At 70.6% G+C, this 25008-nt stretch carries 22 protein-coding genes; 10 read left to right on the top strand and 12 right to left on the bottom strand.

All coding sequences use genetic code 11. From position 1 onward, the window contains the following. Window positions 1-25 precede the first annotated feature (25 nt). Window positions 26-2464 carry a glycogen/starch/alpha-glucan phosphorylase gene (locus tag AB0F81_RS20640; protein WP_360199508.1) on the top strand — a complete coding sequence of 813 codons (2439 nt, stop codon included), beginning with the start codon at window positions 26-28 and terminating at the stop codon, window positions 2462-2464. A 42-nt stretch (window positions 2465-2506) separates the two neighbouring features. Here the strand turns inward: AB0F81_RS20640 and AB0F81_RS20635 are convergent, their stop codons facing one another. After that, complete coding sequence (locus AB0F81_RS20635) at window positions 2507-3757, bottom strand: hypothetical protein (protein ID WP_360199526.1); 1251 nt, start codon at window positions 3755-3757, stop codon at window positions 2507-2509. 156 nt (window positions 3758-3913) lie between these two features. Between AB0F81_RS20635 and AB0F81_RS20630 the strand changes: the two genes are divergently transcribed. Continuing rightward, entirely contained in the window at window positions 3914-4420 is a 507-nt protein-coding gene (locus tag AB0F81_RS20630; RefSeq protein WP_360199506.1) for a SigE family RNA polymerase sigma factor, read from the top strand. Beyond that, on the top strand, window positions 4417-5238 hold the full coding sequence (locus AB0F81_RS20625; RefSeq protein ID WP_360199504.1) for a hypothetical protein: 822 nt from the start codon (window positions 4417-4419) through the stop codon (window positions 5236-5238). Before AB0F81_RS20630 ends, AB0F81_RS20625 begins: the two co-directional genes overlap by 4 nt. A 373-nt stretch (window positions 5239-5611) precedes the next feature. Here AB0F81_RS20625 and AB0F81_RS20620 read toward each other — a convergent pair whose 3' ends face one another. The 7 genes from AB0F81_RS20620 to AB0F81_RS20590 all read right to left on the bottom strand — a co-directional run bounded on the left by AB0F81_RS20620 (window position 5612) and on the right by AB0F81_RS20590 (window position 13347). Beyond that, window positions 5612-6520 carry a DUF6282 family protein gene (locus AB0F81_RS20620; protein ID WP_360199502.1) on the bottom strand — a complete coding sequence of 303 codons (909 nt, stop codon included), beginning with the start codon at window positions 6518-6520 and terminating at the stop codon, window positions 5612-5614. Window positions 6521-6544: 24 nt separating this feature from the next. Then, window positions 6545-8047, bottom strand: a complete 1503-nt coding sequence (locus tag AB0F81_RS20615) for a ricin-type beta-trefoil lectin domain protein (protein ID WP_360199500.1) — start codon at window positions 8045-8047, stop codon at window positions 6545-6547. Next, window positions 8044-8733: a prepilin-type N-terminal cleavage/methylation domain-containing protein gene (locus AB0F81_RS20610; RefSeq protein ID WP_360199498.1), complete on the bottom strand. Its 690-nt coding sequence runs from the start codon at window positions 8731-8733 to the stop codon at window positions 8044-8046. The genes AB0F81_RS20615 and AB0F81_RS20610 overlap by 4 nt, the downstream gene beginning before the upstream one ends. 17 nt (window positions 8734-8750) lie before the next feature. Next, the gene (locus AB0F81_RS20605) at window positions 8751-10484 is read right to left on the bottom strand and encodes a putative Ig domain-containing protein (protein WP_360199496.1); all 1734 of its coding nucleotides are present in this window, start codon (window positions 10482-10484) and stop codon (window positions 8751-8753) included. Window positions 10485-10560: 76 nt separating this feature from the next. Continuing rightward, a complete protein-coding gene (locus tag AB0F81_RS20600) occupies window positions 10561-11472 on the bottom strand; it encodes a sensor histidine kinase (protein ID WP_360199494.1) in 912 nt (303 codons plus the stop codon). Further along, a complete protein-coding gene (locus AB0F81_RS20595) occupies window positions 11469-12293 on the bottom strand; it encodes an MEDS domain-containing protein (RefSeq protein WP_360199492.1) in 825 nt (274 codons plus the stop codon). The genes AB0F81_RS20600 and AB0F81_RS20595 overlap by 4 nt, the downstream gene beginning before the upstream one ends. A gap of 64 nt (window positions 12294-12357) precedes the next feature. Continuing rightward, window positions 12358-13347, bottom strand: coding sequence for a polyprenyl synthetase family protein (locus AB0F81_RS20590; protein WP_360199490.1), 990 nt, complete (start codon window positions 13345-13347; stop codon window positions 12358-12360). 58 nt (window positions 13348-13405) lie between these two features. Between AB0F81_RS20590 and AB0F81_RS20585 the strand changes: the two genes are divergently transcribed. The 4 genes from AB0F81_RS20585 to AB0F81_RS20570 all read left to right on the top strand — a co-directional run bounded on the left by AB0F81_RS20585 (window position 13406) and on the right by AB0F81_RS20570 (window position 17073). After that, entirely contained in the window at window positions 13406-13870 is a 465-nt protein-coding gene (locus AB0F81_RS20585; protein ID WP_360199488.1) for a CoA transferase, read from the top strand. Further along, window positions 13867-15027: an acyl-CoA dehydrogenase family protein gene (locus tag AB0F81_RS20580; RefSeq protein ID WP_360199486.1), complete on the top strand. Its 1161-nt coding sequence runs from the start codon at window positions 13867-13869 to the stop codon at window positions 15025-15027. Before AB0F81_RS20585 ends, AB0F81_RS20580 begins: the two co-directional genes overlap by 4 nt. Window positions 15028-15115: 88 nt before the next feature. Beyond that, entirely contained in the window at window positions 15116-16327 is a 1212-nt protein-coding gene (locus tag AB0F81_RS20575; RefSeq protein WP_360199524.1) for a VWA domain-containing protein, read from the top strand. Further along, window positions 16297-17073, top strand: a complete 777-nt coding sequence (locus tag AB0F81_RS20570) for a peptidase (RefSeq protein ID WP_360199522.1) — start codon at window positions 16297-16299, stop codon at window positions 17071-17073. Before AB0F81_RS20575 ends, AB0F81_RS20570 begins: the two co-directional genes overlap by 31 nt. A gap of 101 nt (window positions 17074-17174) precedes the next feature. On the opposite strand, the gene AB0F81_RS20565 is transcribed toward AB0F81_RS20570, so the two are convergent. Together AB0F81_RS20565 and AB0F81_RS20560 are read right to left on the bottom strand one after the other, a co-directional pair. Next, the gene (locus AB0F81_RS20565; protein WP_360199484.1) at window positions 17175-19133 is read right to left on the bottom strand and encodes a DUF6596 domain-containing protein; all 1959 of its coding nucleotides are present in this window, start codon (window positions 19131-19133) and stop codon (window positions 17175-17177) included. After that, window positions 19130-19453: a YciI family protein gene (locus AB0F81_RS20560; RefSeq protein WP_360199482.1), complete on the bottom strand. Its 324-nt coding sequence runs from the start codon at window positions 19451-19453 to the stop codon at window positions 19130-19132. The genes AB0F81_RS20565 and AB0F81_RS20560 overlap by 4 nt, the downstream gene beginning before the upstream one ends. Window positions 19454-19591: 138 nt before the next feature. On the opposite strand from AB0F81_RS20560, the gene AB0F81_RS20555 reads away from it, so the two are divergent. Continuing rightward, window positions 19592-20209 carry a DUF998 domain-containing protein gene (locus AB0F81_RS20555; protein ID WP_360199480.1) on the top strand — a complete coding sequence of 206 codons (618 nt, stop codon included), beginning with the start codon at window positions 19592-19594 and terminating at the stop codon, window positions 20207-20209. A 38-nt stretch (window positions 20210-20247) separates the two neighbouring features. Here the strand turns inward: AB0F81_RS20555 and AB0F81_RS20550 are convergent, their stop codons facing one another. Next, window positions 20248-21636, bottom strand: coding sequence for an Nramp family divalent metal transporter (locus AB0F81_RS20550; protein ID WP_360199478.1), 1389 nt, complete (start codon window positions 21634-21636; stop codon window positions 20248-20250). Continuing rightward, complete coding sequence (locus tag AB0F81_RS20545) at window positions 21630-22463, bottom strand: shikimate dehydrogenase (protein WP_360199476.1); 834 nt, start codon at window positions 22461-22463, stop codon at window positions 21630-21632. Before AB0F81_RS20545 ends, AB0F81_RS20550 begins: the two co-directional genes overlap by 7 nt. A gap of 88 nt (window positions 22464-22551) precedes the next feature. Here AB0F81_RS20545 and AB0F81_RS20540 point away from each other — a divergent pair, with 88 nt between their 5' ends. Further along, the gene (locus AB0F81_RS20540) at window positions 22552-23205 is read left to right on the top strand and encodes a TetR/AcrR family transcriptional regulator (protein WP_360199474.1); all 654 of its coding nucleotides are present in this window, start codon (window positions 22552-22554) and stop codon (window positions 23203-23205) included. A gap of 12 nt (window positions 23206-23217) precedes the next feature. Next, the gene (locus AB0F81_RS20535; protein WP_360199472.1) at window positions 23218-24996 is read left to right on the top strand and encodes a TIM barrel protein; all 1779 of its coding nucleotides are present in this window, start codon (window positions 23218-23220) and stop codon (window positions 24994-24996) included. The last annotated feature ends 12 nt before the right edge of the window (window positions 24997-25008 follow it).

Genomic DNA, 25008 nt, shown 5'->3' with positions numbered 1-25008 from the left:
ACGTACGGCGGGCACAATGGGCCGCATGGATCTTCGCCAGGGCATCGGTCTGCGCCGTCTCGGCAAGACCGCCGATGAGTTCCAGCAGGACCTGTTGAGCACGCTCTACTACCGGCGTGGCACCACGGTGGAGTCGGCCAGCGCCCGGGACGCGTACGAGACGTTGTCCCTGACCGTGCGCGACCGGCTCGCTGAACGCCGGGCCCGCACCGCGGCCGCGCACTTCGCCACCAACCCACGCTGGGTGTACTACCTTTCCGCGGAGTACCTGCTGGGCGCGCAGCTCGAACAGAACCTGCTCTATTCCGGCACCGGCGAGCTGGCGGCCGAGGCGGTCAAGACACTCGGCTTCACCCTCGAGGAGCTCGAGGACCTCGACGTCGAGCCCGGCCTGGGCAACGGCGGCCTGGGCCGGCTCGCCGCCTGCCTGGTCGACGCGATGGCCACCCGGGACATCCCGGCGGTCGGCTACGGCATCCGGTACGACTTCGGCATCTTCAAACAGTCCCTGGCCGGCGGCGCCCAGGCGGAAGGCCCGGACGACTGGGCGTTCCAGGGCAACCCGTGGGAGTTCCCGGCGCCGGACGACCGGCAGACCGTCGGCTTCTACGGCCACACCGAGCCGATCCCCGGTTCGCAGACCCGCAAGCGCTGGGTGCCCGGGGAGATCGTGCTCGGCGAGCCCAGCCACATGCTGGTCCCCGGTTACGGCACCGAGACGGTCAACATCGTCCGGCTGTGGCGGGCCCGCGGCAGTGAGGCCTCGTTCGACCTGTCCCGGTTCTCCGCGGGGCAGTACGCGGAGGCGGTCCAGGAAGCGGTCCGCGCCGAGAACATCAGCAAGGTCCTCTACCCCGACGACAGCACCGAGCTCGGCCGTGAGCTGCGGCTCAAGCAGCAGTACTTCCTCTGCTCGTGCTCGCTGCGCGACATCATCCGGCGCTTCAAGATCCGCAACGAGAACTGGGACGACTTCGCCGACAAGACCGTCATCCAGCTCAACGACACGCACCCGACGATCGCCATCGCCGAGCTGATGCGGCTGCTCGTCGACGAGTACGAGCTGGAGTGGGAGCAGGCCTGGTCGATCACCCGGCGCACGTTCGCCTACACCTGTCACACCCTGCTGCCGGAGGCGCTGGAGACCTGGCCGGTGCACGTCTTCGAGCGGCTGCTCCCCCGGCACCTGGAGATCATCTACCTGATCAACATGCTGTTCCTGCGCGAGGTCGAGGAGCGGTTCCCGGGCGACACCGACCGGCTCCGGCGGATGTCGATCATCCAGGAGGAGCCGGAGCGCCGGGTCCGCATGGCGCACCTCGCGGTGGTCGGCACCGAAGCCGTCAACGGCGTCGCCGAGCTGCACTCCAAGCTGCTGCGGGAGACCGTGCTCAACGACTTCGCCGACCTGTGGCCGGCCAAGTTCCAGAACGTCACGAACGGCATCTCCCCGCGCCGCTTCATCAAGATCGCCAATCCGCGGCTCTCCGATCTGATCACCGAGGGCCTGGGTGGCGACGGCTGGCTCAGCGACCTGGATCGGCTGGCCGGGCTGGAGGCGCTCGCCGGCGACGCGTCGTTCCTGGAACGGTGGCGGGCGATCAAGCGGGCCAACAAGGTCGACCTGGCCGCGGGCGACCCGGACTCGCTCACCGACGTGATGATCAAGCGGTTCCACGAGTACAAGCGGCAGCAACTCAAGCTGCTGCACATCATCACGCTCTACCACCGGATCCGGAACGACCCGGGCGCCGACTGGGTGCCGCGGACCGTGCTGTTCGCCGGGAAGGCGGCGCCGGCGTACCACGCGGCGAAGGACATCATCCGGCTGATCAACGCGGTGGGGGCCACCATCGCGGCGGATCCGGTGGTCTCGCCGTACCTGAAGGTGGTTTTCGCCGAGAACTACAACGTGACGCTCGCCGAGCGGATCATTCCGGCGGCCGACCTGAGCGAGCAGATCTCGCTCGCCGGCAAGGAGGCGTCCGGCACCGGCAACATGAAGCTGGCCCTCAACGGCGCGCTCACCATCGGCACGCTGGACGGCGCGAACATCGAGATCCGGGCCCGGGTCGGCGAGGAGAACTTCTTCCTCTTCGGGCTGGACGCCTTCCAGGCCGCCGACCTGCGCTACAGCGGATACCGGGCGCGCGACCACTACGAGAACGACGCCGAACTGCGGGCCGCGATCGACGCCATCCAGTCCGGCGCGTTCGGCGGGGTCGGGCACGAGGTGGCCGGTTCGCTGCTCGGCTGGGACGAATACCTGACGCTGGCCGACTACCGCTCCTACGTGGACTGCCAGGACCAGGTCGAACGGGTGTGGCGCGACCAGGCCACCTGGGACCGCATGTCGGTGATGAACACGGCCCGCAGCGGCTTCTTCTCCGCCGACCGGACGGTCGCCGACTATGCGGCGCGCATCTGGCGGGTCGCCCCGGTCCCCGTCCCGCGCGAGGAGTGACAGTGGGGAGTTCGGGTGTGTGTCGCACCCGAACTCCCACACTCAGCCGACCCTCACGGTTCCGTCCGGCTCGCGTACGCAGTTGACCTTGCGGGCCGCGGTGGCGGCGGCACCGGTCAGGCACCTGCCGAGGACGCCGTGCCCGGCCGCGTTCGGGTGCCACGACTCCTGGCACGTCTGGAAATAGGTGACGCACGTGTTGGCGAACCGCTGGATGGCGATCTTGTCGTAGCCGGCCAGGTCGGTGAGGAAGACGCCGGACGTGCCGTCCTGCACCCGGATCGGGGTCGCCAGCGCGCCCGCCGGGTCGGTGGTCGCCTCGCAGAGCCGGGCCCCGTCGAAGGCGCGCTGCACGTTCAGATGCACCAGCTGCGGGAACTGCGGTGACAGCTGGGCGTGCACCGATCCGACCAGGTCACCGAGCGCGGCCGAGAAGGCGTGCCCGGCCGGCAGGCTGGCCCGGTGGATCGGGCAGCCGGCCCGGTAGCGTTCCGCGCCGAGCGCCCGGAACTTGTCCCGGTCGTCCTGGCGGCCGTCCTCCTCGACGAGGCTGGGCAGCACGTCGGTGGGGAGCGGGTTGGTGTAGTCCTGCAGCACCACCCGGTGCTGCCCGTCGGCGTCGATCTCGTCGAGAACGGTCAGCAGGGTGCGTACGGCCTGGACCGTCTCCGCCGTGGCCGCCGACAGCTGGGCGGCGGTCGCCAGGTCGTCCGCGGCGCACGGCTCCTGCGGCACCGGCCCGTTGAGGTACGCCCAGAACTCCCACCACCCGGTCCAGGCGTCCGCGATGAACCGGTTCGCGCACTTCACCGCCACGTCGCCGAAGGTGAAGGAGCTGTTGTTGGAGCCCAGCCCGAGCAGCACCAGGTCGATGTCGTGGGTCCGCGCCACTGTCCGCAATTGATCCACCTGTGCGGCGACCTGCCGCCCGCTCGCTCGGCTGCTCGACGCCGCCGCGATGTCATGCGGCTGCCCGCCCGAGCAGGCGAGGTTGAACCGGGCCGCGACACCGGGCAGGTCGGCCCGGAAGATCGAGGCGTTCGCCGACCGGTGACAGAAGTAGGCGTTCGAGTTCGGCGCTGACCAGCCGGGGAAACCCTGAGCCGCGCCGTTGACGTCGGCGACCGGCTGATAGGCGCCGGCGCCCTCACCGCTGATGAAGCTGTCACCCAGCGCCACCGCAGCGGTCAGCAGCGCGGCCCGGGCCGGCACGGCCGGCGTGAGCGGGAGGAGGATCGAAACGACGGCGACGGTCAGGACATGGACGACGAGCGATCTCCGAGCCATGCGCAATCTGATCATCAAATGTGAATGAACGTCAATGTTTGCCGGCGTGTGACAACGCCGTTTCGGCGTCGCCGTGGTGATATTCGCGTCTCGCCCTTGCCCAACCCGCACCGCGATCTCTAACGTCTCCCGGTCCGGACCAGAACAGGAGGTGGTGTGCCGATGCGCGACGACGCGTTCCGCGCGTATTTCGAGCGGCATCACGCCTCGCTGTCCCGTTTGGCCTATCTGATGACCGGCGAGTCCGAGGCCGCCGACGATCTGGCCGCCGACGCGCTGACCGAGGTGTGGCGGCACTGGGACCGGGTGACCGCCGCCGACGACCCGGCCGCCTACGGCCACGGCATCGTGATGAACCTGGCCCGCAACTGGGTGCGCCGCCGCGGGCGGGAGCGGCTGCTGTCGTTCGAGGGGTTCCGGCGTACCCGGGAGAGCGACGTCCCGGCCGTCCTGGACGTGCGCGGCGCCCTGCGCCGGCTCCCGCACCGCCGGCGGGCGTGCGTGGTCCTGCGGTACGCGTTCGACCTGCCGGAGAAGGACGTCGCCGCGATCCTCGGCATCTCGGTCGGCGCGGTGAAGAGCGCAACCTCTCGCGGGGCGCGACAACTCGCCGAACTGTTGGGTGACAGCCACGTGAGCCGGATCGACGGTTGGGAGGCGGCACGGTGAGGCTCTCCGACGACGAACTGCGCTCGGCCCTGCGCGCCGAGGCCGCGGCACACCGCCCGGACCGCGAGGCGATGCTCGACCGGATCACCCAGACCGCGATGAATCCGGCGCGCCCCGCACAGCGGCGCGGCTCCCGCACCCGGATGGCCGCCGCGGCCGCCGCCGTGGTCGCGGTCCTGGCCGGTGGCGGTGTCGCCAACTGGGCGCTGGCCGGCGACGCCGACCCGGACCAGGCGGTGCCCACCCCGGCGCCCACCACGACCGCTCCCGCACCGAGCCCGGTCGCGTCCGCGCCGTCGCCGAGTGCGCTCCCGAGCTCGCCGGCTGCTTCGCTGGCGGCGTCACAGTCAGCGCCGCAGTCGGCACCGCAGTCGCCGTCCGCGCCGCCGTCGAAGCCCGCCACCAGCCGGCCCGCGTCGAAGCCGGCCACCGCCACCCCGCCCTCCGTCGCGCAGGGCCCGCTCTGGTCCGACGGCTCGGTCGCCCCGGACGGCGGCGCCAGCGTGATCACCCTGAAGACGACCGAGCAACTCACCGCCCTGGAGGTGGTGATCCGGGTGGCCCGCACCGAAGGCCTGGCGTCCCGCGGCGGCACCAAGCAGACCCCCGGCGCCAGCGTCACCACCTCGGTCACCGAGGAACCGGACGCGCTGCTCTACCGTTTCGTCCTGTCGTCCGCGGACACTCTCGCCCCCGGCACGTACACCTTCACCGCGAAATACACCCACCCGGCCGGCAGCCGCGACGCCGGCGCCGACACCTACCAGGCCACCGCCACCGCGGCCTCCGGCCCGATCAAGGTCAACGGCACCTTTTAGTACGGGCTACCCCGCCCGCCGAGCTACTCCTCCCGTGGCTATGCGCGATCATCAGCCCACTCCAGGCCGCCCGGCGACCGCCGGGCTGAAGCACAACTCACCCCGCCGCCGCGCCATCGCCCCCGCCGGCTCTCCGCCTCCTCCGGCCACCGACCCCGCCCCACACGCCAGCCACGCCAACCGGCTGTCCCGCAGGGTCGCCTCAACGCGCCAAACCCAGCACTGCACGACAGCCAAGCCACACAGCTGACCCGCAGGGTCGGCTCAGCGTGTCAGAGCGAGCACTGCACGACAGCCGGGTCAGATGGCTGACCCGCAGGCTCGGCTCGGCGCGCTAGAAGGAGCACTGGCGGTCAGCCGGGGAAGTCGCTGCTCAGGCGGCGGCTAGCAGGCGGGTGTTGGTCACCGCCATGGTGCGCACCTCGTGCTCGGTGAAGCCGGCGGCGAGCAGGCGGTCGGCGAAGAGGGCGAGCCCGTCCTCGACCGGCGGATTGAAGGGCTGGCCGAGATCGCTGGAGAGCACCGAATGCTCCGGCCCGACCGCGCGGATGGCGGCGAACAGGTCGTCCCAGGTGACCTTGCCGGTGTGCGGGGTGGTGAAGCAGCGTTCCAGCAGGGCGCCCATCTCGGCGAGCACGCGCTGGTCGGCCACCGGCAGCCGCTGCGAGGTGAACTCGGGATGGGTGACCACGATCCGGCGCACCCCCTCGTCGCGGGCGGCCCGGACCACCGCGATGATCTCCGCGGCGGCCAGGTGGCCGGTCGCCAGCACCATGTCGTGCCGGGCGACGACCCGCAGCACCTGGCGCACGTCGTCGCGGACCGCGCCGGACGGGTCGACCACCTCGACGGCGTCCGGCACGATGCCCTGCGCGTGCAGGTCGGCCTGCAGCGCGCCCCACATGGCCGGTTTCGCACCGGGAAGGTCACCGGCGGTGCTGGTGCGCTGATTGCGCGAGTCCACGGTGGGCATCCAGACGATCCGCGCCCCGAGCCGACCGGCAATCTCGACGGCCGCCGGATTCATCCCGCCCATCGACCCGTTCAGAGTGATCGCGCCGAGCACGTCGACGCCGGGCACGGCCTTGCGCACGACGGCGGCCCGCTCGGCGGTGGTCACGTAGTGCGACTTGAGCACAAAACCGGCCAGGCCCACCGCGGCGAAGCGGTGGGCCAGGTCCAGGTCGTCGATGCGCCGCTCCATCACATCCGGGGCGACGTGCACGTGGGTGTCGTACGCCCCGGCGACGAGGGCGCGGGCGGCAGCCGACGGAGCTGACATGCCGCCCATGCTGTCACAGCCGGCTCAGTTCTCCTTGATGCCGCCGAGCGGGCTCTTCTGGGTCAGGTTCGCCGGGGCGTTCCATTTCTGCAGCTCGGAGCTGTTGCAGGTCGCCACCATGATCCGGCTGGTGCCGTCGGTGTGGGTGGTGTCCTTGGTCGCCTTGGTCAGATCGGTGGGCTGCAGGCAGAGTCCGCCGTTGTCCTCGATCCGGAAGCTGGTGGTGTAGCTGCCGGTGTCGTAGCGCACGTTCCAGACGAGTTCCTTGGGCAGCGCGGTGACCGCGAGGGTCGCGACGTTCGCCGGGCACTGCACCACCGTCACCCAGCTGCTGGCGGTCGCCTTCTCCGGCGACTTCAGGCAGTACTTCACGTTGCTCTTGGTGACGACGATCGGACCCTTCTTCTCGCTCGCCGGAGCGACCGGTTGTGGGTGCACCCAGATCTGGTTCCAGTCGACCTTGCCCTTCGGGTCCTGCTTGCAGAACCACGCGATCATGTACGCGTAGGTGACGCTCTGGTTGGTGACGTCCAGGCAGCGGCTGAACTGCGCGTAGTTGACCAGCTGGAAGGTCTGCGCACCCGCCATGCCGGCACCGACGCCGTAGTCGAACCGCCAGACCATCAGCGTTCCGGTGGCGGCGCAGGTCGCCAGCTTGAGCCCCACGTCGGTCTTGTTGGCGGTCTTGAGGCTGATGCAGAGACCCTCCACGACCTGGGAGGAGCTGGTGGAACGCAGCAGGCTGCTGCCGTCCAGGCTCCACTGGTAGACGGGCGCGATGGCGCCGGTTGGGCACGGCCGCAGCACGACGTCGTTGTTGGCGAGGTGCGAGTCACCCGCGTGCACGCACATGCCGTCCGGTGCGGCGGTCGTCTCCGAGTTGACCAGGTGCAGGTACAGCTCCTTGGTGTACTGGAACTGCTGCGTGCTGCTGCCGTTGCAGAGCTGCATCTTGACCGCCGCGCCCGACACCGGTGTCTTCGAGCCGCTGTCCATGCAGACCTTGCCGGCCGTGGAGGAGCTGATCCAGATCGGACCGCCGTCGATGTTCTCGTTGTTGAGTTCGAGCGTGTAGGTGGCATTGAGGGTCCGGCTGCTGTAGCTCGGGCTGTCCGTGGTGCCCGCGTTGAGAGCACCGGAACCCTTCGAGGTCAGCTTCGCGGTCTTCGGCGGCTTGGTGAGCGGGCACGTCATGACTTCGGCGTTCTCGTCGTAGTACTCGATGGTGACCTCGTACTCGAGCTTCTCGTCGCCCACCCCGGCGTCACCCTTGACCGTGCAGGGGGGCAGGTCCTCCACCCGGCCGTCCTTGTCCAAGGCCGCCGCCGCGATCTGGGCCATCACGACGTCGAGGCCGATCCGGGCCCCGGACAGCGCGGTGTTGCGGTCCACCAGGGTCCGCGTGCTGGTGACCTGCCGGACGATCAGCGGCAGGAACGCGATCGAGAGGACCACCCCGACGGTGACGATCATCATTGCCAGGGGCAGCGATCCGCGGTCGTCACCGGTACGGCGATGCAACATCATTTGGGCCTTCCTTCGCCGCACTTCTTGTCGGCTTCCGCAGCCTTGTCCCCGACGTTCACGGCGGTGATGTTCTGGGAAGTGAAAACGCTGTCAAAGGGCAGCAGGACCGTGCCGTCCTGAACCTCGAACCGGATACGGACCATCTCGAAGTAGTTGCTGAACTCGGTGCCTACTCCAGCGTTAACCGCATTCGCGCCGGTGTACGGAGCCTTGTTCGGCAGCTGAAGGGTGAACGGGTCGGCGCCGCCGTCGAGCTTCGCCTTGGCAGCGAGGGTGACCGGCGGTCCGGGCTTCGTGCTGGGCAGGTCCCAGCTGGCGAGGCGTAACGCGCCGTTCGCCGTGTCGAAGATGAGCTGCCGGCAGCGGACCGGAGGCTCCGTGGTCTCACCCTGCTTCTTCTCCCGCGGCGGGAGCGTGTACTCCAGGTAGTAGCTGGATCCGAACACACCGGGCGTGCTGATCCAGGTCGCATACCGCAGTTCACGGTCCACCCGGCGGAAGCTGTTGTCGAGCTGGTCACGAGCGAAGGAGACCTGATCGATCTGCTTGCTGCCGGAGTAGATCTGGACGGTGGCGGTCAGTACCGCCACCAGCACGACCGACATGATTCCGGTAGTGACCAGGACCTCCATCAGGCTGTAGCCCTGGTCACCGGCGGGCGGCCGGCGGCGCATCCGCCGTCGCACTCGGGTCTCCCTCCGGCTCATTTGACGATCCAGGTGAAGGAGTAGAGGCTGGTCTGCAGCGGGTTGCTGCTGGAGACCGACAACGTGATCACGTAGGTGCCGGCAACCGTCGGCGTACCGCTGATCGTGTCCTTCCCGTTGTTCCACTTCAGTCCCGGCGGCAGAAGTCCGACCACGCTGACCTGGGTTCCCTTCGCTCCGATCATGTCCGCGTTCGTGGTGACCGGCAGGGTCACCTCCTGGCCCCGGGACGACGTCACCTGGCTGGCCGGCGAGGTGACGCCCAGGGCAGGCGTGGTGCTGGTCACGACCAGCTCGAACGTGACGGTCACCGTCTTGCCGAGACCGTCCGTCACGCTCACCGTCGGCAGGAACGTGGCCGGGATGAGGACCGGGCCTCCGGAGATCACACCGGTAGCGGGATCGATGGTCACGGTGGCCGGCAGACCGGTGGCGGCATAGGTGTACTTTCCGTCGCCGCCCATGGCGACCGTGGGGATGCTGACCGTCGACAGGATCGGAACGCTCTGGTTGGCGATCGGCTGCACGGTGAGCGGTTCGTAGACCTTATGGGTGTAGGTCTTCGGCGCACCCGTCACACCGTTCCCGTCGGTCACCGCGACGCTGACGCTGAAGTCCGCGAGTGCGGTTCCCTGGATCACCCCGGTGGTCTTGTCGAAGGTGAAGCCCATCGGCAGATTCGACTTCAGCGTGTAGGCGGTGTAACCACCCTCGCCTCCGGTGGGAACCGGAACGAGTTTCACCGGGTCGCCGACGTAGCTCGCCGCCACACCGGGGTAAGTGAGGCTCGGCTGCTCGACCACCTTCCAGGTGAGGCTGCCCATCGTGTCGGTGAGCTGCTTGCCGTCCTCGCGCTTGCTCTCGCGCACCGAAACCGCGCCGTTGGGGTAGAGACCCGCGGTCGTCGGCGTTCCGCCGACCACCCCGGTCACGCTGTCGATCGCCAGACCGGGCGGCAGGCCGGTGGCGCTCCAGGTGTAGGGCTGCTGGCCCTTATAGGCCTTCATCGGGACGGTGATCTGGTTGAGGCCGACGTAGAAGGTCTCCAGGACCGGCGCGGCGATGTACAGCGTGCCCAGCTTGTTGCTGTACTGGTTCTCGTCCTTGACCCGGGAGATCAACGTGGAGGCGACGTAACCGCACTCGCCGCCGGTCGCCGTGCAGCTCTTGTGCGGCCAGGTGATCAGAACGGTCACCCGGAAGTACTTCAAGATCGTGGCAAGGTTGGTCGGGCGCTTGGGGTCGCCCTCAGGCAGGGGAAGGACACAATCGTCGTTACGGAGCACGTAGACCTCGCAACCGCCGACGAAGACGGTCTGCTTGAAGGTCATTCCGCCGTACGAGAGGGTCCGGGTCCCGGTCGGGATCGCCGCCTCGTCACCCTGGGCGGAGTCCTTCAGGTCCCACTCGAGTTTGGTCTGCTTGAAGTACGGCGCCAGCTTGTCCTTGAAGGCGCCTTTCTCGGCTTCCGCCCGCTGCGACTTGCTCTTGGCCTCCCCGCGCCCGCTGAGCAGCGCGTACGGCTCGAGAGCGCGCACCTGCTCCAGCGTGTTGGCCGCGAGCTGCGCCGCCGCACGCTGGTCACGCTGCTGCGCGATGGCGAGCGAGCCGTTCACGAAGAACGCGCCCAGGCCCGCCATGGCGACGCTGACCACGGTCAACGCCACCAGCACCTCGAGGAGGGTGAAACCCTCGTCACCGGCGCGACGGCCGACCGGTTCGCTGCGCATCTCACTCCCGACTGGTCCTTGGGCAGGGGTCTGCCAAAGGCCACCATCGGCAGGCCGCCGCGGGAGTGGAGGTTTCTCAGCGCGCCATGTGCAGGCGGATCGTGGTGCCGTCGCGGCGGGCGTGCACGCGCACCAGGTCGCAGAGATCGTTGACCAGGATCAGGCCGCGGCCGTCCTCGCGGTCCGGGCCGGGCGGGATCCGGCCGGCCATCGGGTCGGCGAGGTCGCCGCGGTCGTCGACCTGGGCGTACACGTAGTCGGGCGAGTCCCAGACGGTGACCGTCCCGCCGCCGCCGGTGTGCTGGAGGGTGTTGATCGCCAGCTCGTTCACGGCCAGGACCAGGTCGCCGAGGCGTTCGGCGCCCAGACCGGCGGACCGGGTGACGAACCGCCGCACCTCCCGCAGGTCGGCCGGTCCGGCGTAGTTCATGGTCACGGCGCCGGCCGGCACCGGCGGCAGCGGCTCGTTGTGCCGGGCCACGGTGACCAGCGGGTCGGCGTACCAGTGACTCTCCCGCCGGACCTCGTCGACGATCATGACCGGGTGGGTACGCAGCGCGTCGTCGAGGCGTTCGCGGTGCAGCCGCCTCGCGTCGTACGGGCAGAGCACCACCGCGTCCCGCCCGCAGAACGCGGTGTTGGTCAGCGCCTCGTGGGTGACGCACGCCGGGTATTCGACCGCGGACCGGGCCGGCCAGACCTGCTCGCCGAGGATCGACACCCGCCGGCCCGGGTGGGCCGCCGCGAAGGCCAGCAGCACGCCGGGGATGATCCGGCCCGGGTTCCGCCCGGCCACCGCCATGTCGGCGAAGGTGACCTTGCCGGTCAGGTCGGCCAGGGCGTCCCGCAGCAGGGTCAGGTTGGCGCCGGGCACCGCGACCAGGACGGCGTCGCCGGCTGCCACCGCCGAGCGGACGAAACCGGTCGTGCCGTGCAGGTACTGCTCGACGTCCCGGTAGAAGAGAGCCGGGTGCTCGAAGGTGATCACGCGACGTACTCCACTGCCTGGCCGGCGCTGTGGAACGTCAGCAACCGCCGCAACGAGCGGGAGCAGCCCACGAGCCGCAGCTGCCGGCCGTCCGCGACGCGCAGCAGGTTGCGCGCGGCCGCCGAGTCGGCGAATCGCAGGCCGCCGACGTCGACCGTCAGCGTCGCCGCGCCGTCCTCGAGGAGGTGCTCGATCACCGCGTTCAGGGCGTGCCGGTTCGACAGGTCGGCCTCGCCCTCCAGCCTGATGCCGGGCGGGTCGCTGATCCGGACCGCCCGGAACAGCGGGACGGCCCGCGGGTCGGTCTCCTCGGTGACCGTGGCCGGATGCGAGCGGGTCACCCAGCGCAGCCGGTCGGCGCTGAACAGCCGCCGGTTGTAGAGGCAGACCCCCATCGCGAAGCCCTCCGCGAAGATCCGGTTCACGCGGGACTCGTACCAGGTCAATCGATCGTCCTGGATGCGCGCCCAGGACATGTCGCCGACCGCCCGCAGGCCGCGGTAGCCGGCCGCGGCGGCCTGGCGGGCCGCCGCCCGCCAGCTCTCGATGGTCGCCTCCGGATCGAACGTCGCGCCGCTCAGGTGTTCCCCGCCGATCCGCAACTGACCCCGGGCGTACGCGGTACCCACGTCGACGCCCTGAGCGGTCAACTCCGCCTCGACCCGATCGCCGCCCGGTCCGTGATAGAGGATGCGGTGGTGATCGCGCAGGCCCGCCCGGATGTAGGCGGCGACGCTGCGGGTACGTAGCGGCTCATCGTCGAAGATGAGGCACACGTGGTCGCCCGGAGTGAGCCGATCGAGCAGACTCGCCTCGGTCATGACACCCCCTCGGGGGGCCACGCTACTTTCCCGGCTGCGACGCGCGGTATCGCTGAAACGGGGGTCAGCCGGTCCGGTCAGCGATGTAGTGACAGAGCGCTTCGAGGGTGCGGCGGGGCGGCCCGTCGGGCAGGGTCCGGGCGAGCCGGCGGGCGTCGTCCGCGTACCCGTGCACGGTTTCCCGGGCCTGCTTGAGCCCGGCCGATCCGCGCAGCAGCGCGAGTGCCTCGGCGTGCTCGGCGTCGTCGGTGAGCGGCCCCTTCGACAGCAGGGCGGTCAGGCGCGGGTCCTCGTCACCGGCGAGCGCGTAGAGCACCGGCAGCGTCGGCACACCCTCGCGCAGGTCGGTCCCCGGGGTCTTGCCGGACTGCTCCGACTCGGAGGCGATGTCGAGCAGGTCGTCGGAGAGCTGGAAGGCGAAACCGAACGCGGTGCCGAAGTCGGCGAGGGTCTCGACGTGCTCCGGCGCCAGCCCGGCGACCATGCCGCCGAAGCGGGCCGAGGTGGCGATCAGCGAGGCGGTCTTGTCCTCGATGACGCGCAGGTGGTGCTGGATCGGGTCGCCACCGCGCGGGCCGACCGTCTCGGCCAGCTGACCGCGGACGAGCTGGGCGAGGGTCCGCGACTGCAGCCGCACCGCGTCCTCGCCGAGGCCGGCGGCGATCCCGGCGGCGCGCGCCAGCAGGTAGTCGCCGACGAAGACCGCGATCGAGTTGGTCCAGCGCGAGTTGGCGCTGGCCGCGCCGCGCCGCAGCGGCGCCTCGTCCATCACGTCGTCGTGGTAGAGGGTGGCCAGGTGGGTCAGTTCCATGAGCACCGCGGCGGGCACCAGGCCGGGCCGGCCGGGGTCGCCGAACTGGGCGCCGAGCGCGACCACCAGCGGGCGGAACCGTTTGCCGCCGGCCTCGGCGAGATGGGTGGCGACCTCGGTGACGAGCGGGTCCGGGCTGGCGACCGCGGCACGCAGCTCGATCTCCACCGCGTCCAGGAAACCGGCGACCGACTCCCGGACGTCCGGGTCGATGAAATCGCTGAGTCCCGCCGAGCCGATCATGTTCGGAAGGCTAGATCACCTCGCTGAGAGGACCCTGAGCCGGGCAGAATCTCGGGGTATGACCGACACCGGGCCGCTCGCCGGCGTGCTGATCCAGGCGGTCGGCGGCCTGATGAGCGTGACCGGCGAATCCGGCGGCCCACCGCGCGAGGTGTTCCCGGCGGCCGACGGTGAGATCGTGGTGGCGGTCGGCAACGACGGGCAGTTCGCCGCCCTCGGCGAGGTTCTCGGCCTGCCACCCGATCCGCGCTTCGCCCGCAATGCCGACCGGGTCGCGCACCGCGACGAGCTGGCCGCGGAGATCAGCGCCAGGCTGCGGACCGGACCGGTGAATCACTGGATACCGCTGCTCACCGCACGAGGCGTACCGTGCGGTCCGGTGAACGACCTGGCGGCGGCCTTCGGCCTCGCCGCCGATCTCGGGCTCGAGCCGATCGTCCCCCCGATCACACTTTTGCGTACGCCGGTGCGCTACGACCGGCGCCCACCGAAACTGGCCGAACACACCTTGGAGGATCGATGACCGACCCGACCGACCTGATCGACATCGCCGGGCTGCTCAGCGACGAGGAGCGGCAGATCCAGGAGACGGTGGGCCGGTTCGTTGCCGATCGTGTCCGCCCGCACGTCGCCGGCTGGTTCGAGGAGGGCACCTTCCCCCGTGAGCTCGCCCCCGAGCTGGGCAAGCTGGGCCTGCTCGGCATGCACCTGGAGGGCTACGGGTGTGCCGGGACCAGCGCGGTCGCGTACGGTCTGGCCTGCCTCGAACTGGAGGCCGGCGACTCGGGCCTGCGCAGCTTCGTCTCCGTGCAGGGCTCGCTCGCCATGTTCTCGATCTGGAAATACGGATCCGAGGAGCAGAAGCAGGAGTGGCTGCCCCGGATGGCGGCCGGCGAGGCGATCGGCTGCTTCGGCCTGACCGAGCCGGACTTCGGCAGCGACCCGGCCAACATGCGCACCCGGGCCGTCCGCGACGGCGACGACTGGATCCTCACCGGCACCAAGATGTGGATCACCAACGGCAGCATCGCCGACATCGCCACGGTCTGGGCGCAGACCGAGGACGGCATCCGCGGTTTCCTCGTGCCCCAGGGCACCCCGGGCTTCACCACCCGCACCATCAAGCAGAAGCTGTCGCTGCGCGCCTCGATCACCGGTGAGCTGATCCTCGACGAGGTGCGTCTGCCCGACTCCGCCCGCCTGCCGCTCGCCCGCGGCCTCGGCGCCCCGCTCAGCTGCCTGAGCGAGGCCCGGTTCGGCATCGTCTTCGGCTCCACCGGCGCCGGCCGCGACGCCCTGCGGGCCGCCCTCGACTACGCGAACTCGCGCATCCAGTTCGGCAAGCCGATCGCCGCCTTCCAGCTCACCCAGGAGAAGCTGGCGAACATGGCGGTCGACCTGAACACCGCGATGCTGCTCGCCCTGCACCTCGGCCGGCTCAAGGACGCCGGCGCGATCAAGCCGCACCAGATCAGCGTCGGCAAGCTGAACAACGTCCGCACGGCGCTCGCCATCGCCCGCGAGTGCCGCACCATCCTCGGCGGCAGCGGCATCACCCTGGAGTACTCGCCGCTGCGGCACGCCAACAACCTGGAGTCGGTCCTCACCTACGAGGGGACCTCGGAGATCCACACGCTGGTCATCGGCCAGACCCTGACCGGTCACGCCGCCTATCGATAGAAAACCCCCCAGACCGTACGACCCGAAGGAGTGTTTATGATCTTGGCGCGTGATCCATAGGAGACTGTCCATAGTGGCGGCGGCAGGTCTGGTCCTGCTCGGCGCCGTCCCCGCTCACGCCGACGAGACCGAGACCGCCGAACCGCCCCGGGTGGAGCTGGTCCTCGACGTCAGCGGCTCGATGCGGGCGGCCGACATCGACGGCGCGACCCGGATCTCGGTCGCGAAGCAGGCCTTCAACGACGTGGTCGACGCGCTGCCGGAGACCACCCAGCTCGGCATCCGGGTGCTCGGCGCCACCTACGGCGGCAAGAACAAGAAGGTCGGCTGCAGGGACACCCAGCAGATCGTCCCGGTCGGCCCGGTGAACCGGGTCGCCGCCAAGAACGCCATCGCGACGCTGAAACCGACCGGCTTCACCCCGATCGGCCTGGCGTTGCGGGAGGCGGCCGCCGACCTGGGTGAGACCGAGTCGGCCCGGCGGATCGTGCTGATCACCGACGGCGAGGACACCTGCACACCACCCGACCCGTGCACGGTGGCCCGGGAACTGGCCGCCCAGGGCACCAGCCTGGTGGTGGACACGCTCGGCCTGACGCCGGACGAGAAGACCCGCAAACAGCTGGTCTGCATCTCGCAGGCGACCGGTGGCACGTACGCCGCCGCGCAGAGCGAGGAGGAGCTGACCGACCGGATCAAGCAGCTGGTGGACCGGGCCGCGCTGCCGCCACCGGTCACCCCGGCCGAGGTCACCGGCGCGAAGGACTGCGCCGGGGCGCCGATGCTCTCCGGCGGTGTCTACAGTGACCGCGAGCTGATCGGTGAGCACCGGTACTACCGGGTCGCCGTGCAGCCCGGACAGGAGCTGCGCGCCTCGGTCAGCATCGCCCTGGACCGCCCGCTCAACCGCGACTACGGCGTGCTCCTCAAGGCCACCCACCTGGACGGCCGGGAACTGGTCCGCGGCGTGGACGCGGGCAGCGGCCGCGCCGACGTGCTCTCCACCGGTCTGCGCTGGTCGGCGGGTGAGGAACGCGAGGAACCCGAGGAGGAGAGCGAAGCGCCGACCGACGTCTGTCTGATCGTCAGCAACTCGTTCGCCTCGGCGACCGCCGCCGGAGCCCCCGGCATGCCCCTGGAACTCAGCCTCGACCTGGTCGACGCGTCGCAGGCCCCGGACGCGCCCGGGCTCGGCCGCGGATTCCTGCTGCTCTTCGTGCTCGCCGTCGCCGGTCTGATCGCCGGGGTGCTGGCCGGCTGGCTGACCCGCTGGTGGGTCGCCACCTGGAGGGAGAACTGATCATGCTGGCCACCTATCTGGCGGTCGCCGCCCTGGCCGCCGCGACGCCCTCCCCCGCCCCGAACGTCAGCAGCGCGGGCACCTCCTTTCTCACCGCCGTCGGCATCGCCGCGGACCGCCCGGTGCAGGTGGACGCGGTCACCGGCGACTACCTCTACTGGTCGTTCCCGGCGGAGGCCGGACAGCGGCCGGATCTCACGGCGACGATCGCGCTGCCGCCCGCGGCCGACCGGACCGGCGAACAGTCCTGGACCGTCGAGGTCTTCGACGGCCTGCGCCGGCGTCAGGCGTGCGTGGCCGGCCAGCAGAACCCGGTCGCGGCGGCGAACGACACCGAGGTGACGCTCAGCTGCCGGCTGCGGCAGGTCCGGTCCTGGGCCGAGCCGTGGGACGGTGATCCGCTGCCCGGCACGTACTACGTGCGGCTGTCCACGACCGCACTGCCGGAGGAGGACCTGGGCCTGCCGGTCGAGGTGAACCTGACGCTCACCGCGCCGACCGGGGACACCGGCGCCGACCAGGGCGAACTGGCCGCACCGCTGGTGCCGGACAACCGCCCCGGCAGGGTGCAGCCGACGGCGGCGCCGGCGGTCGAGCCGTCCGCCGCGCCGGAGGAGAGCTCGTTCTCCGCCGGCTGGCTGCCGGACTTCTCGTCCCGCTGGTTCTGGACCGCCGGCGGCGGCGCGCTGGCCGCGGTCACCGGCCTGATCGGCTTCTCCTGGACCCGCCGGCGCCGCCCCGCCTGACCGTCGCGTGGGGAGTTCGGGCGCGCTCCGCACCCGAACTCCCCACAGCCGAAGCAGCGTGTGCATCTCGGGCGCGCTCCGCGCCCGAGTTGCACACGGCTCTAGGTGTGGCGCAGGCGGTCGAGGCTGCGACCGGTCGCCCGCTTGCAGAGGTACTCGGCGCGCTCATACGAGAGGCGCCGCCGTCCCGACTCCGGGCAGAGATCGACCTCGGCGACCGGGCGGCCCGGTCCGGGCCGCCGGTCGGCCAGGAAGAGCGGGCCCCGGGTACGCCCGGCGATCAGTTCCGGGAGCAGCCGGGCGGTTCCGGAGCGCCAGACGATCGCGCCGTTCCGGGCACTGCGGTCGGCGAGGTCCAGATCCTCCACATTGAGCGCCAGGACCGCGCCGATCTTGGCGGCCGACTCCCGCAGCAGGGACCAGAGCACCCGCTCGCGCAGCGCCGGCTCGGGCCCTGACGTTCTGCTCACCGGCTCGACCTCCACCGGCCGCGGCTCGATGCCGGCAGCGAGGTGCGGCGCGGCTTCCACCGGCCGCGGCTCGGCCCCGGCGGCGAAGTGCGGCGCGGCCTCCACCGGCCGCGGCTCGATGCCGGCAGCGAGGTGCGGCGTGCCGGCCCAGGCGGCGAAGGAGCGGACCGCGGCCACGTGCCGGTTCCAGCTGCGCGGCGCCACCTTCGCCCAGCTCATCGCGAAGATCTCGGCGATCCGTTCGCCGGGCAGCTCGGCCACCGGGACGCGGTCGCCGGCGATGCGGGTAAGGCGGTGCAGGGTCTGCCCGTAGGCGCGTGCGGTGGCCGGCCGCAGCGGCCCGAGGAACGCGGCCACTGCCGGGCCGAGCAGCATCCCCCGCTCCCGCGGCACGTCCAGTGCGGCCGCCCGGCGCAGCAGGAGCTCCCGCTCGGCGGCGTTGCGGGCGGACGACGCCGCCCGTTCGAGCTCGCGCCGGCCCTCCGCAGCACGGCCGAGCCGCACCAGCAGGTCACCGAGGACGGTCGGCAACAGGTGGTAGCCCGCCATCTTCGGGTCGGCCCGCAACTCGTCGAGCAGGTCCAGCCCGGCCTGCGGCCCGGCGGCGAAACCGACCGCGACGGCCCGGTTCAGCCGCACCACCGGCGACGGAAGCAGCCTCTCCAGGGCCTCGTAGAGGGTCGCGATGCGCGGCCAGTCCGTCTCCTCGGCGGTGCGGGCCTGCGCGTGGCAGACCGCGATCGCCGCCTGCAACACATAGGGCCCCGGTGGCCCACCGGCCTCGCGGGCCCGCAGCATCGCGGCGAACCCGCGGCGGATCAGCAGCTGGTCCCAACGGCCCCGGTTCTGCTCGTGCAGCGGGATCGGCTCACCGCCGGACCCGGTTCGCGCCGCCGACCGCGACTGCTGGATCTCCATCAGCGCCACCAGACCGTGCACCTCGGCCTCATCCGGCGCGAGCACGGCAAGCAGCCGGCCGAGCCGCAGCGCCTCCAGGCACAGGTCGGTGCGGATCAGGTCGGCGCCGGAGCTCGCCGAGTACCCCTCGTTGAAGATCAGGTAGACGACCTCGAGCACCGACGACAGCTGCCCGGCCGGCTCGTAGGCGACGCCCGCCTCGGCGAGCGTGCGCTTGGCGGCGGCGATCCGCTGCACGATCACCTGCTCACCGACCAGGAAACCCCGGGCGATCTCGGCGGGGCTCAAGCCGGCGATCACGCGCAGGGTGAGTGCCACACGGGCTTCCGGCGGGAGTACGGGGTGACAGGACGTGAACATCAACCGGAGCACGTCGTCGTCACCCGGTTCGCCGTCGCTCTCCGCCAGCCGGGCGAGGTCGGGAGCGAGCCGCTCGTGCGTACGCGACCGTCTGATGTGGTCGACGGCCCGCCGTTTGGCGACGGTCATCAGCCAGGCGCCAGGGTTCTCCGGGATCCCGGCGGCCGGCCACTGCTCCAGGGCCGCGACCAGCGCGTCCTGCGCGATCTCCTCGGCCAGGCCGACGTCGCGGACCATCCGCAGGAGCCCGGCGACGATCCGCGCGGACTCCTGCTTCCCGGCGACGGCGACCGCGGCCGGGACGTCGGTCACGGACCGAAGACCTCATGGATGAGGCTCTCCCCGTCACCGACGATCTTGCGGAACCGGCGGCCCAGTTCGAGAGCTTCCTCCCGGGACCGGACCTCGATCAGGGCGAACCCGGCGATCGCCTCCTTGGCCTCGGTGAACGGCCCGTCGGTCACGGTGATCTCGTCACCGTTCGACGTCATCTTGAAGCCGACCGGGTCCAGGCCGCCGGTGGCGAGCAGGACACCGGAGGCGGTCAGCTCCTCGACGAAGGCGGCCATGTCGGCGTAGAGCTTCGCGTCCGGCTCGGCGCCCCCGGCCGTCTGCATCATCAGGTATCGCATCGTCTTCTCCGTTCGTCGGGCTTGCGGTTCGCATCGACGTCGAACCAGCCCGTGTAACAGGTAATTCAAGCATTACCTGTCACATCGCCGGATCGACGCTGAGGCAGATCCGACGATGCGAACACCGAGGAGCCTGAGATGACCACGAGCACCGCTGTCACCCGTACCGTTGCCGTCCCGTCCCGCCGGGTGACGCTTGCCGCCGCCGGACCGCTGTGGGCGACCGTCGCACTGGCCCAGGCCTTCACCCGGGACGGGTTCGACCTCACCCGGCACCCGCTCAGCCTGCTCAGCACCGGCTCGCTCGGCTGGCTGCAGATCGCCAACTTCGTGGTGGCCGGCCTGCTCATGGTGGTGGGCGCGGGCACCCTGGAGGGGACGTGGGCGCCGCGGCTGACCCGGATCGCCGGCGTCGGCATGATCGCCGCCGGGGTGCTGGTGATGGATCCGGGCAGCGGCTTCCCGGCCGGCACCCCGGACACCGTGCCCACGACGATGAGCTGGCACGCGATCGGTCACATGGCGGCCGGCACGGTCACGTTCACCGCGCTGATCGCCGCCTGTTACGTGCTGGCCCGCCGGTTCGCCGCGCGGGGTGCCCGCGGCGCGGCGGTCACCGCGGCCGTCGCCGGAACCGCGCTGCTCGCCGGGGATCTGTGGGCGATGTCCGGTGGCACCGCCGGCACGCTGACCCTCGCCGTCGGCGCGATCACCGCGATGCTCTTCATCTCCCTGACCGCTCACCGCACCGTGTGACGTTCGGGTGCGCAGCGCACCCGAACGTCACACCGCGGTCAGAGGCGCTGGAGCTGGGTGACCACCATGGCGATCGCGAAGAAGCCGTAGAAACCGATGGCGATCAGCATCCCGCCGAGCCGCCACCCGCCCAGCTTCACCGCCGCCGGCAGTTCGCGCGTGTTGAGGCGGATCAGCAGGATCGAGTAGAGCAGCGTGACCACCGACGCCGCGCAGGTGGAGACGATCAGCAGGCCGAGCGGCTGATCGAAACCGGCCAGCAGGATGGCCGAGCCGAGCACGATCTCAGCCCAGATCACGGTCAGGTAGAGGCGCGGCTCGGTCCAGCGGGTCGAGCCGGTCAGGTAGTTGCGGCGCAGGAAGTCGGAGGCGAGCCGGCCGATGATGTCGAGCAGGCCCATCGCCGCCGCCCAGAGCGAGACCACGGCGACCGACAGGAAGAGGATCCGGAGCCAGCCGCCCACCTCGTCGGCGAAGATGTCGCCCTGGATCTGCAGGAACGACGGGTCCGACTTGAGGTCGTCCCGGCCGAACAGGGTTTCGTAGGCGAGCAGGCTCATCACGCTGATCGTCACGAAGCAGACCGCGACGAAGGTGGCGAGGTGCTCGATGTTGGCCCGCTTCCACCACACCTTCCACCGGGCCATCGAGCTGTCGTCGATCGGGAAGGTGTACCGGTCGGTGCCGGCCGCCTCCACCTGGCCGGTGATCGGGGAGACCAGCTGGGGCACGTGCGCGCCCATGCCGTACCGCTTGTCGCGGATCCAGTTGCTCAGCACCAGGTTGTGCACACCGCCGGCGCCGGCCGCGCCGATCGCGCTGAGGATCAGGGTGAACGTGATGCCCTCCGGGATCTGCCCGAACTCGGTGACCGTGGCCTTGGCGCCCTCCCCCCAGGTGCCCAGCGAGATCACGAAGATCACCACGATCAGCAGGAAGAACAGGGTGAGGCCGACCTTGACGATCTCGACCTTCTCCACGGTGTTGTAGATGACCTTCGAGAACGAGAGCAGCAGCCCGACGACGACCAGGGTGGCCACGGTGATCCAGACCGGATCGCCGCCGCCGACCAGGTAGGTCAGGACGGTCGAGCCGCTCGTCGCCCAGCCGGGCCAGACGTACTGGAACGCGCCGGCCAGGCAGATGATGATGCCCCACCCCTTCCACCAGCGGGAGAAACCGACGAGGGCGGTCTGCCCGGTGGCCAGGGTGTAGCGCTCGATCTCCATGTTGATGACGAACTGCACGGCCAGCGTGGTGAACGCCAGCCAGAGCAGGCCGAAACCGCCGATCGCGGTCAGGTACGGCCAGAGGATGATCTCACCGGCCGCCATGCCGATGCCGACGGCGACGACGCCGGGACCGACCATCCGGCGTAGGGGGAGCGGTTCGGGGAGGTCGCGGGTGGTTGTCTTCTCTGTCAGCATCTCGCGCTCCAGGAAGGACGGGCGGCCAGCAGCGCATCGACGTGGCGCAGCATCCGCGCGGTGTCAGGGGGAAGTCCGGTGAACAGCTGGAACGCGGCGGCGGCCTGGTAGGCACACATCGCCGTGCCGCCGACCGCCCGCGCCCCAGCGGCACGGGCGGCACGCAGCAGCTCCGTCACCACCGGCATGTAGACGATGTCGACGACCCACAGGTCGCGGTGGAGCGACTCCGCGGGCAGCGGCATTCCCGGGTGGTGGTGCATGCCGATCGGGCTGGCGTTGACCAGCCCGTCGGCGCCGGCCAGCAGCTCCGGCGTGGCGGCTGCCGTGTGTGCCGCGCCGAGCCGGCCGGCCAGCTCCACGCCCCGGGTGGCGTCCGGGTCGACGATGGTGAGCCGTTCGGCGCCGAGCCCGAGCAGGGCGTGGGCACAGGCGGCTCCGGCACCGCCGGCACCCAGTTGCACGACATGACCGGTACGGGCGCCCGGCAGTTTCGCCCGGAACGCCTCGGTGAACCCGTACGCATCGGTGTTGTGGCCGTGCCGCTTGCCGTCGCGGAAGACCACCGTGTTGACCGCGCCGATGGCGCGGGCCTGGGGGGAAAGGTCGTCGAGCTGGTCGATGACCTGCTGTTTGAAGGGATGGGTGATGTTGAGACCGGCGAAGCCGTCACGCTCGGCGTCGTCGAGCTCACGGCCGAGCCGGTCCACGTCGAACAGGGTGTAACTGAGGTCGAGGCCCTGGTGGCGGCCCTCCGCCTCATGCAGTGCCGGGGACAGCGACGCGCCGATCCCCGCGCCCACCAAGCCGCAACGGAGAACCGCCATGCCACGCTCCCGGGCTAATGTACGAACTGGTACGTTAGTTATCGGGTGTGACGGCCACCACTGTCAAGGCCCACGGCAGACTTGCCTCATGACGCAGGAGAAATCGATGTCGGCACTGACCGGAGAGCGACGGCGCGACGCCGAGCGCACCCGTGCCGACTTGCTCGACGTGGCCACCGACGAATTCGCCGAGCGCGGTTACAGCGGCGCCCGGGTGGACGAGATCGCCGCCCGCACCCGCACCACGAAACGGATGATCTATTACTACTTCGGCGGCAAGGAGCAGCTCTACCTGGCCGTGCTGGAGCGGGCCTATGCGGAGATCCGCGCCGCCGAGCGCACCGTCGACGTCGATCATCTGGAGCCGGTCGCCGCGCTCCGCCGGCTGGCCGAGGTCACCTTCGACCACCACGAGGCGCACCCCGCGTTCATCAAGCTGGTCGGCGCGGAGAACGCCCAGCACGCCAAGCACATGAACCAGGTGGCCCGGCTGGTCGACCTGAACAGCTCGGCCGTCGACCTGCTGCACAACGTGCTGGAGCGGGGCCGCCGCGAGGGCACGTTCCGCAACGGTGTCGATGCCCTCGACGTGCACATGCTGATCAGCTCGTTCTGCTTCTTCCGGGTCGCCAACCGGCACACGTTCGGCGCGCTCTTCGACCGGGACCTGCTGGCCCCCGACCGGCGGGAGCACTACCGCACCATGCTCGGCGACCTGATCACCGGTTATCTGACAATCTGAACAGGAGGCTCGATGCGCCGATCGATCGCGACAGTCTGTGTTTCCGGCACGCTGGACGACAAGCTCACGGCGGCTGCCGCCGCCGGATTCGACGGCATCGAGCTGTTCGAGAACGATCTGGTGGTCTCACCCTGGTCACCGCGACAGATCCGTACGCGCTGCGCGGAGCTCGGTCTCAGCATCGACCTCTACCAGCCGTTCCGTGACTTCGAGGCGGTGCCCGACACGCTTCTGCGAGCGAACCTGGACCGCGCCGAGCGCAAGTTCGACGTGATGGCCGACCTCGGCGTGGACACCATGCTGGTGTGCTCCTCGGTCTCGCCGGCGTCGGCCGACGACGACGAACTGGCCGCCGCGCAACTGTCCATGCTGGCCGATCGCGCCGCGGCACGCGGCATGCGGATCGCCTACGAGGCGCTGGCGTGGGGCCGGCACGTCTCCACCTGGGACCACTCGTGGCGGATCGTGCAGCGCGCCGACCATCCGGCGCTCGGCCTCTGCCTCGACTCCTTCCACGTGCTGTCGCGCTCCACGGAGCTGGACGACATCGCGAAGATCACTCCCGGCAAGATCTTCTTTCTGCAGCTCGCCGACGCGCCCCACCTGCGGATGGACGTGCTCCAGTGGAGCCGGCACCACCGGCTCTTCCCCGGACAGGGCGCCTTCGACCTGCCGGAATTCGTCAGGCTGGTGCTCGCCGCCGGATACGACGGGCCGCTCTCGCTCGAAGTCTTCAACGACGTCTTCCGCCAGTCCGACCCGGCGCGCACCGCGGTCGACGCGATGCGCTCGCTGATCGCCCTGGAGGGCCGGTTACCCGCAGCGCCCGACCTGACCGGCCACGCGTTCACCGAGTTCGCCGTCGACGGCCACTCCGGCCCGCAGCTGCGCGCCGCGCTGCGGGGCCTCGGCTTCACGCACACCGGCCAGCACCGCACCAAACCGGTCGAGCTGTGGGAGCAGAACTCCTGCCGGATCGTGCTCAACAGCGCTGTCACCAGCCCCGGCGCCGCGGCGATCAACGCCTTCGCGGTCGCCTCGGCCGATCCGCAACGGTCCCTGCAGCGGGCCGAGGCGCTGCTGGCGCCGGCCCACCCGAACGTGCGGGAACCCGGCGAGGCCGAACTGGCCGCGATCACCGCCCCGGACGGCACCAGCATCTTCGTCACCGGGCCGGACGTCGGCTGGCGCGCCGACTTCCTGTCCACCGGGGTCACGCCGGCGACCGGGACCGGCCTGCTCGTGACCGACCATCTCGGACTGGCGCAGCCGTTCGACCACTTCGACGAGGCCGGCCTGTTCTACCACTCGGTGCTCGACCTGGAGCATCTCGCCACGGAGGAGTACGCCGCGCCGTTCGGCCTGATGCGCTCCCGCGCCGTGGCCAACCCGGACCGGACGGTGCGCCTGGCGCTGACCGTCGCGCTGCTGCGCCGCGGCGAGTGGGCGCCGGCTGTCGCCGACCCGCAGCATGTCGCGTTCCGCACCGACGACATCGTGGCGACCGCCGCGGCGCTCTCGGTGGCGCGCCTGCCGGTGCCGGAGAACTACTACGCCGATCTGACGGCGCGGTTCGCCCTGCCGGAAGACTTCGTGGCCGTCCTGCGCCGGCACGGCATCCTCTACGACCGTGATCCGGAGGGTGGTGAGCTGCTCCACCTCTACACGCCGGTGCTGGGCGGCCGGGTCTTCTTCGAGATCGTCGAACGGCGTGGCGGTTACGACCGGTTCGGCGAGGCGAACGCGCCGGTGCGGATGGCCGCCCAGCGCCACCGCCGGCTGAGCGGGTAGGGAGCGCGCACG

The sequence above is a fragment of the Actinoplanes sp. NPDC024001 genome (assembly GCF_040638955.1).
Classification (GTDB): domain Bacteria; phylum Actinomycetota; class Actinomycetes; order Mycobacteriales; family Micromonosporaceae; genus Actinoplanes.
This window is presented reverse-complemented; position numbering and strand designations above follow the sequence as displayed.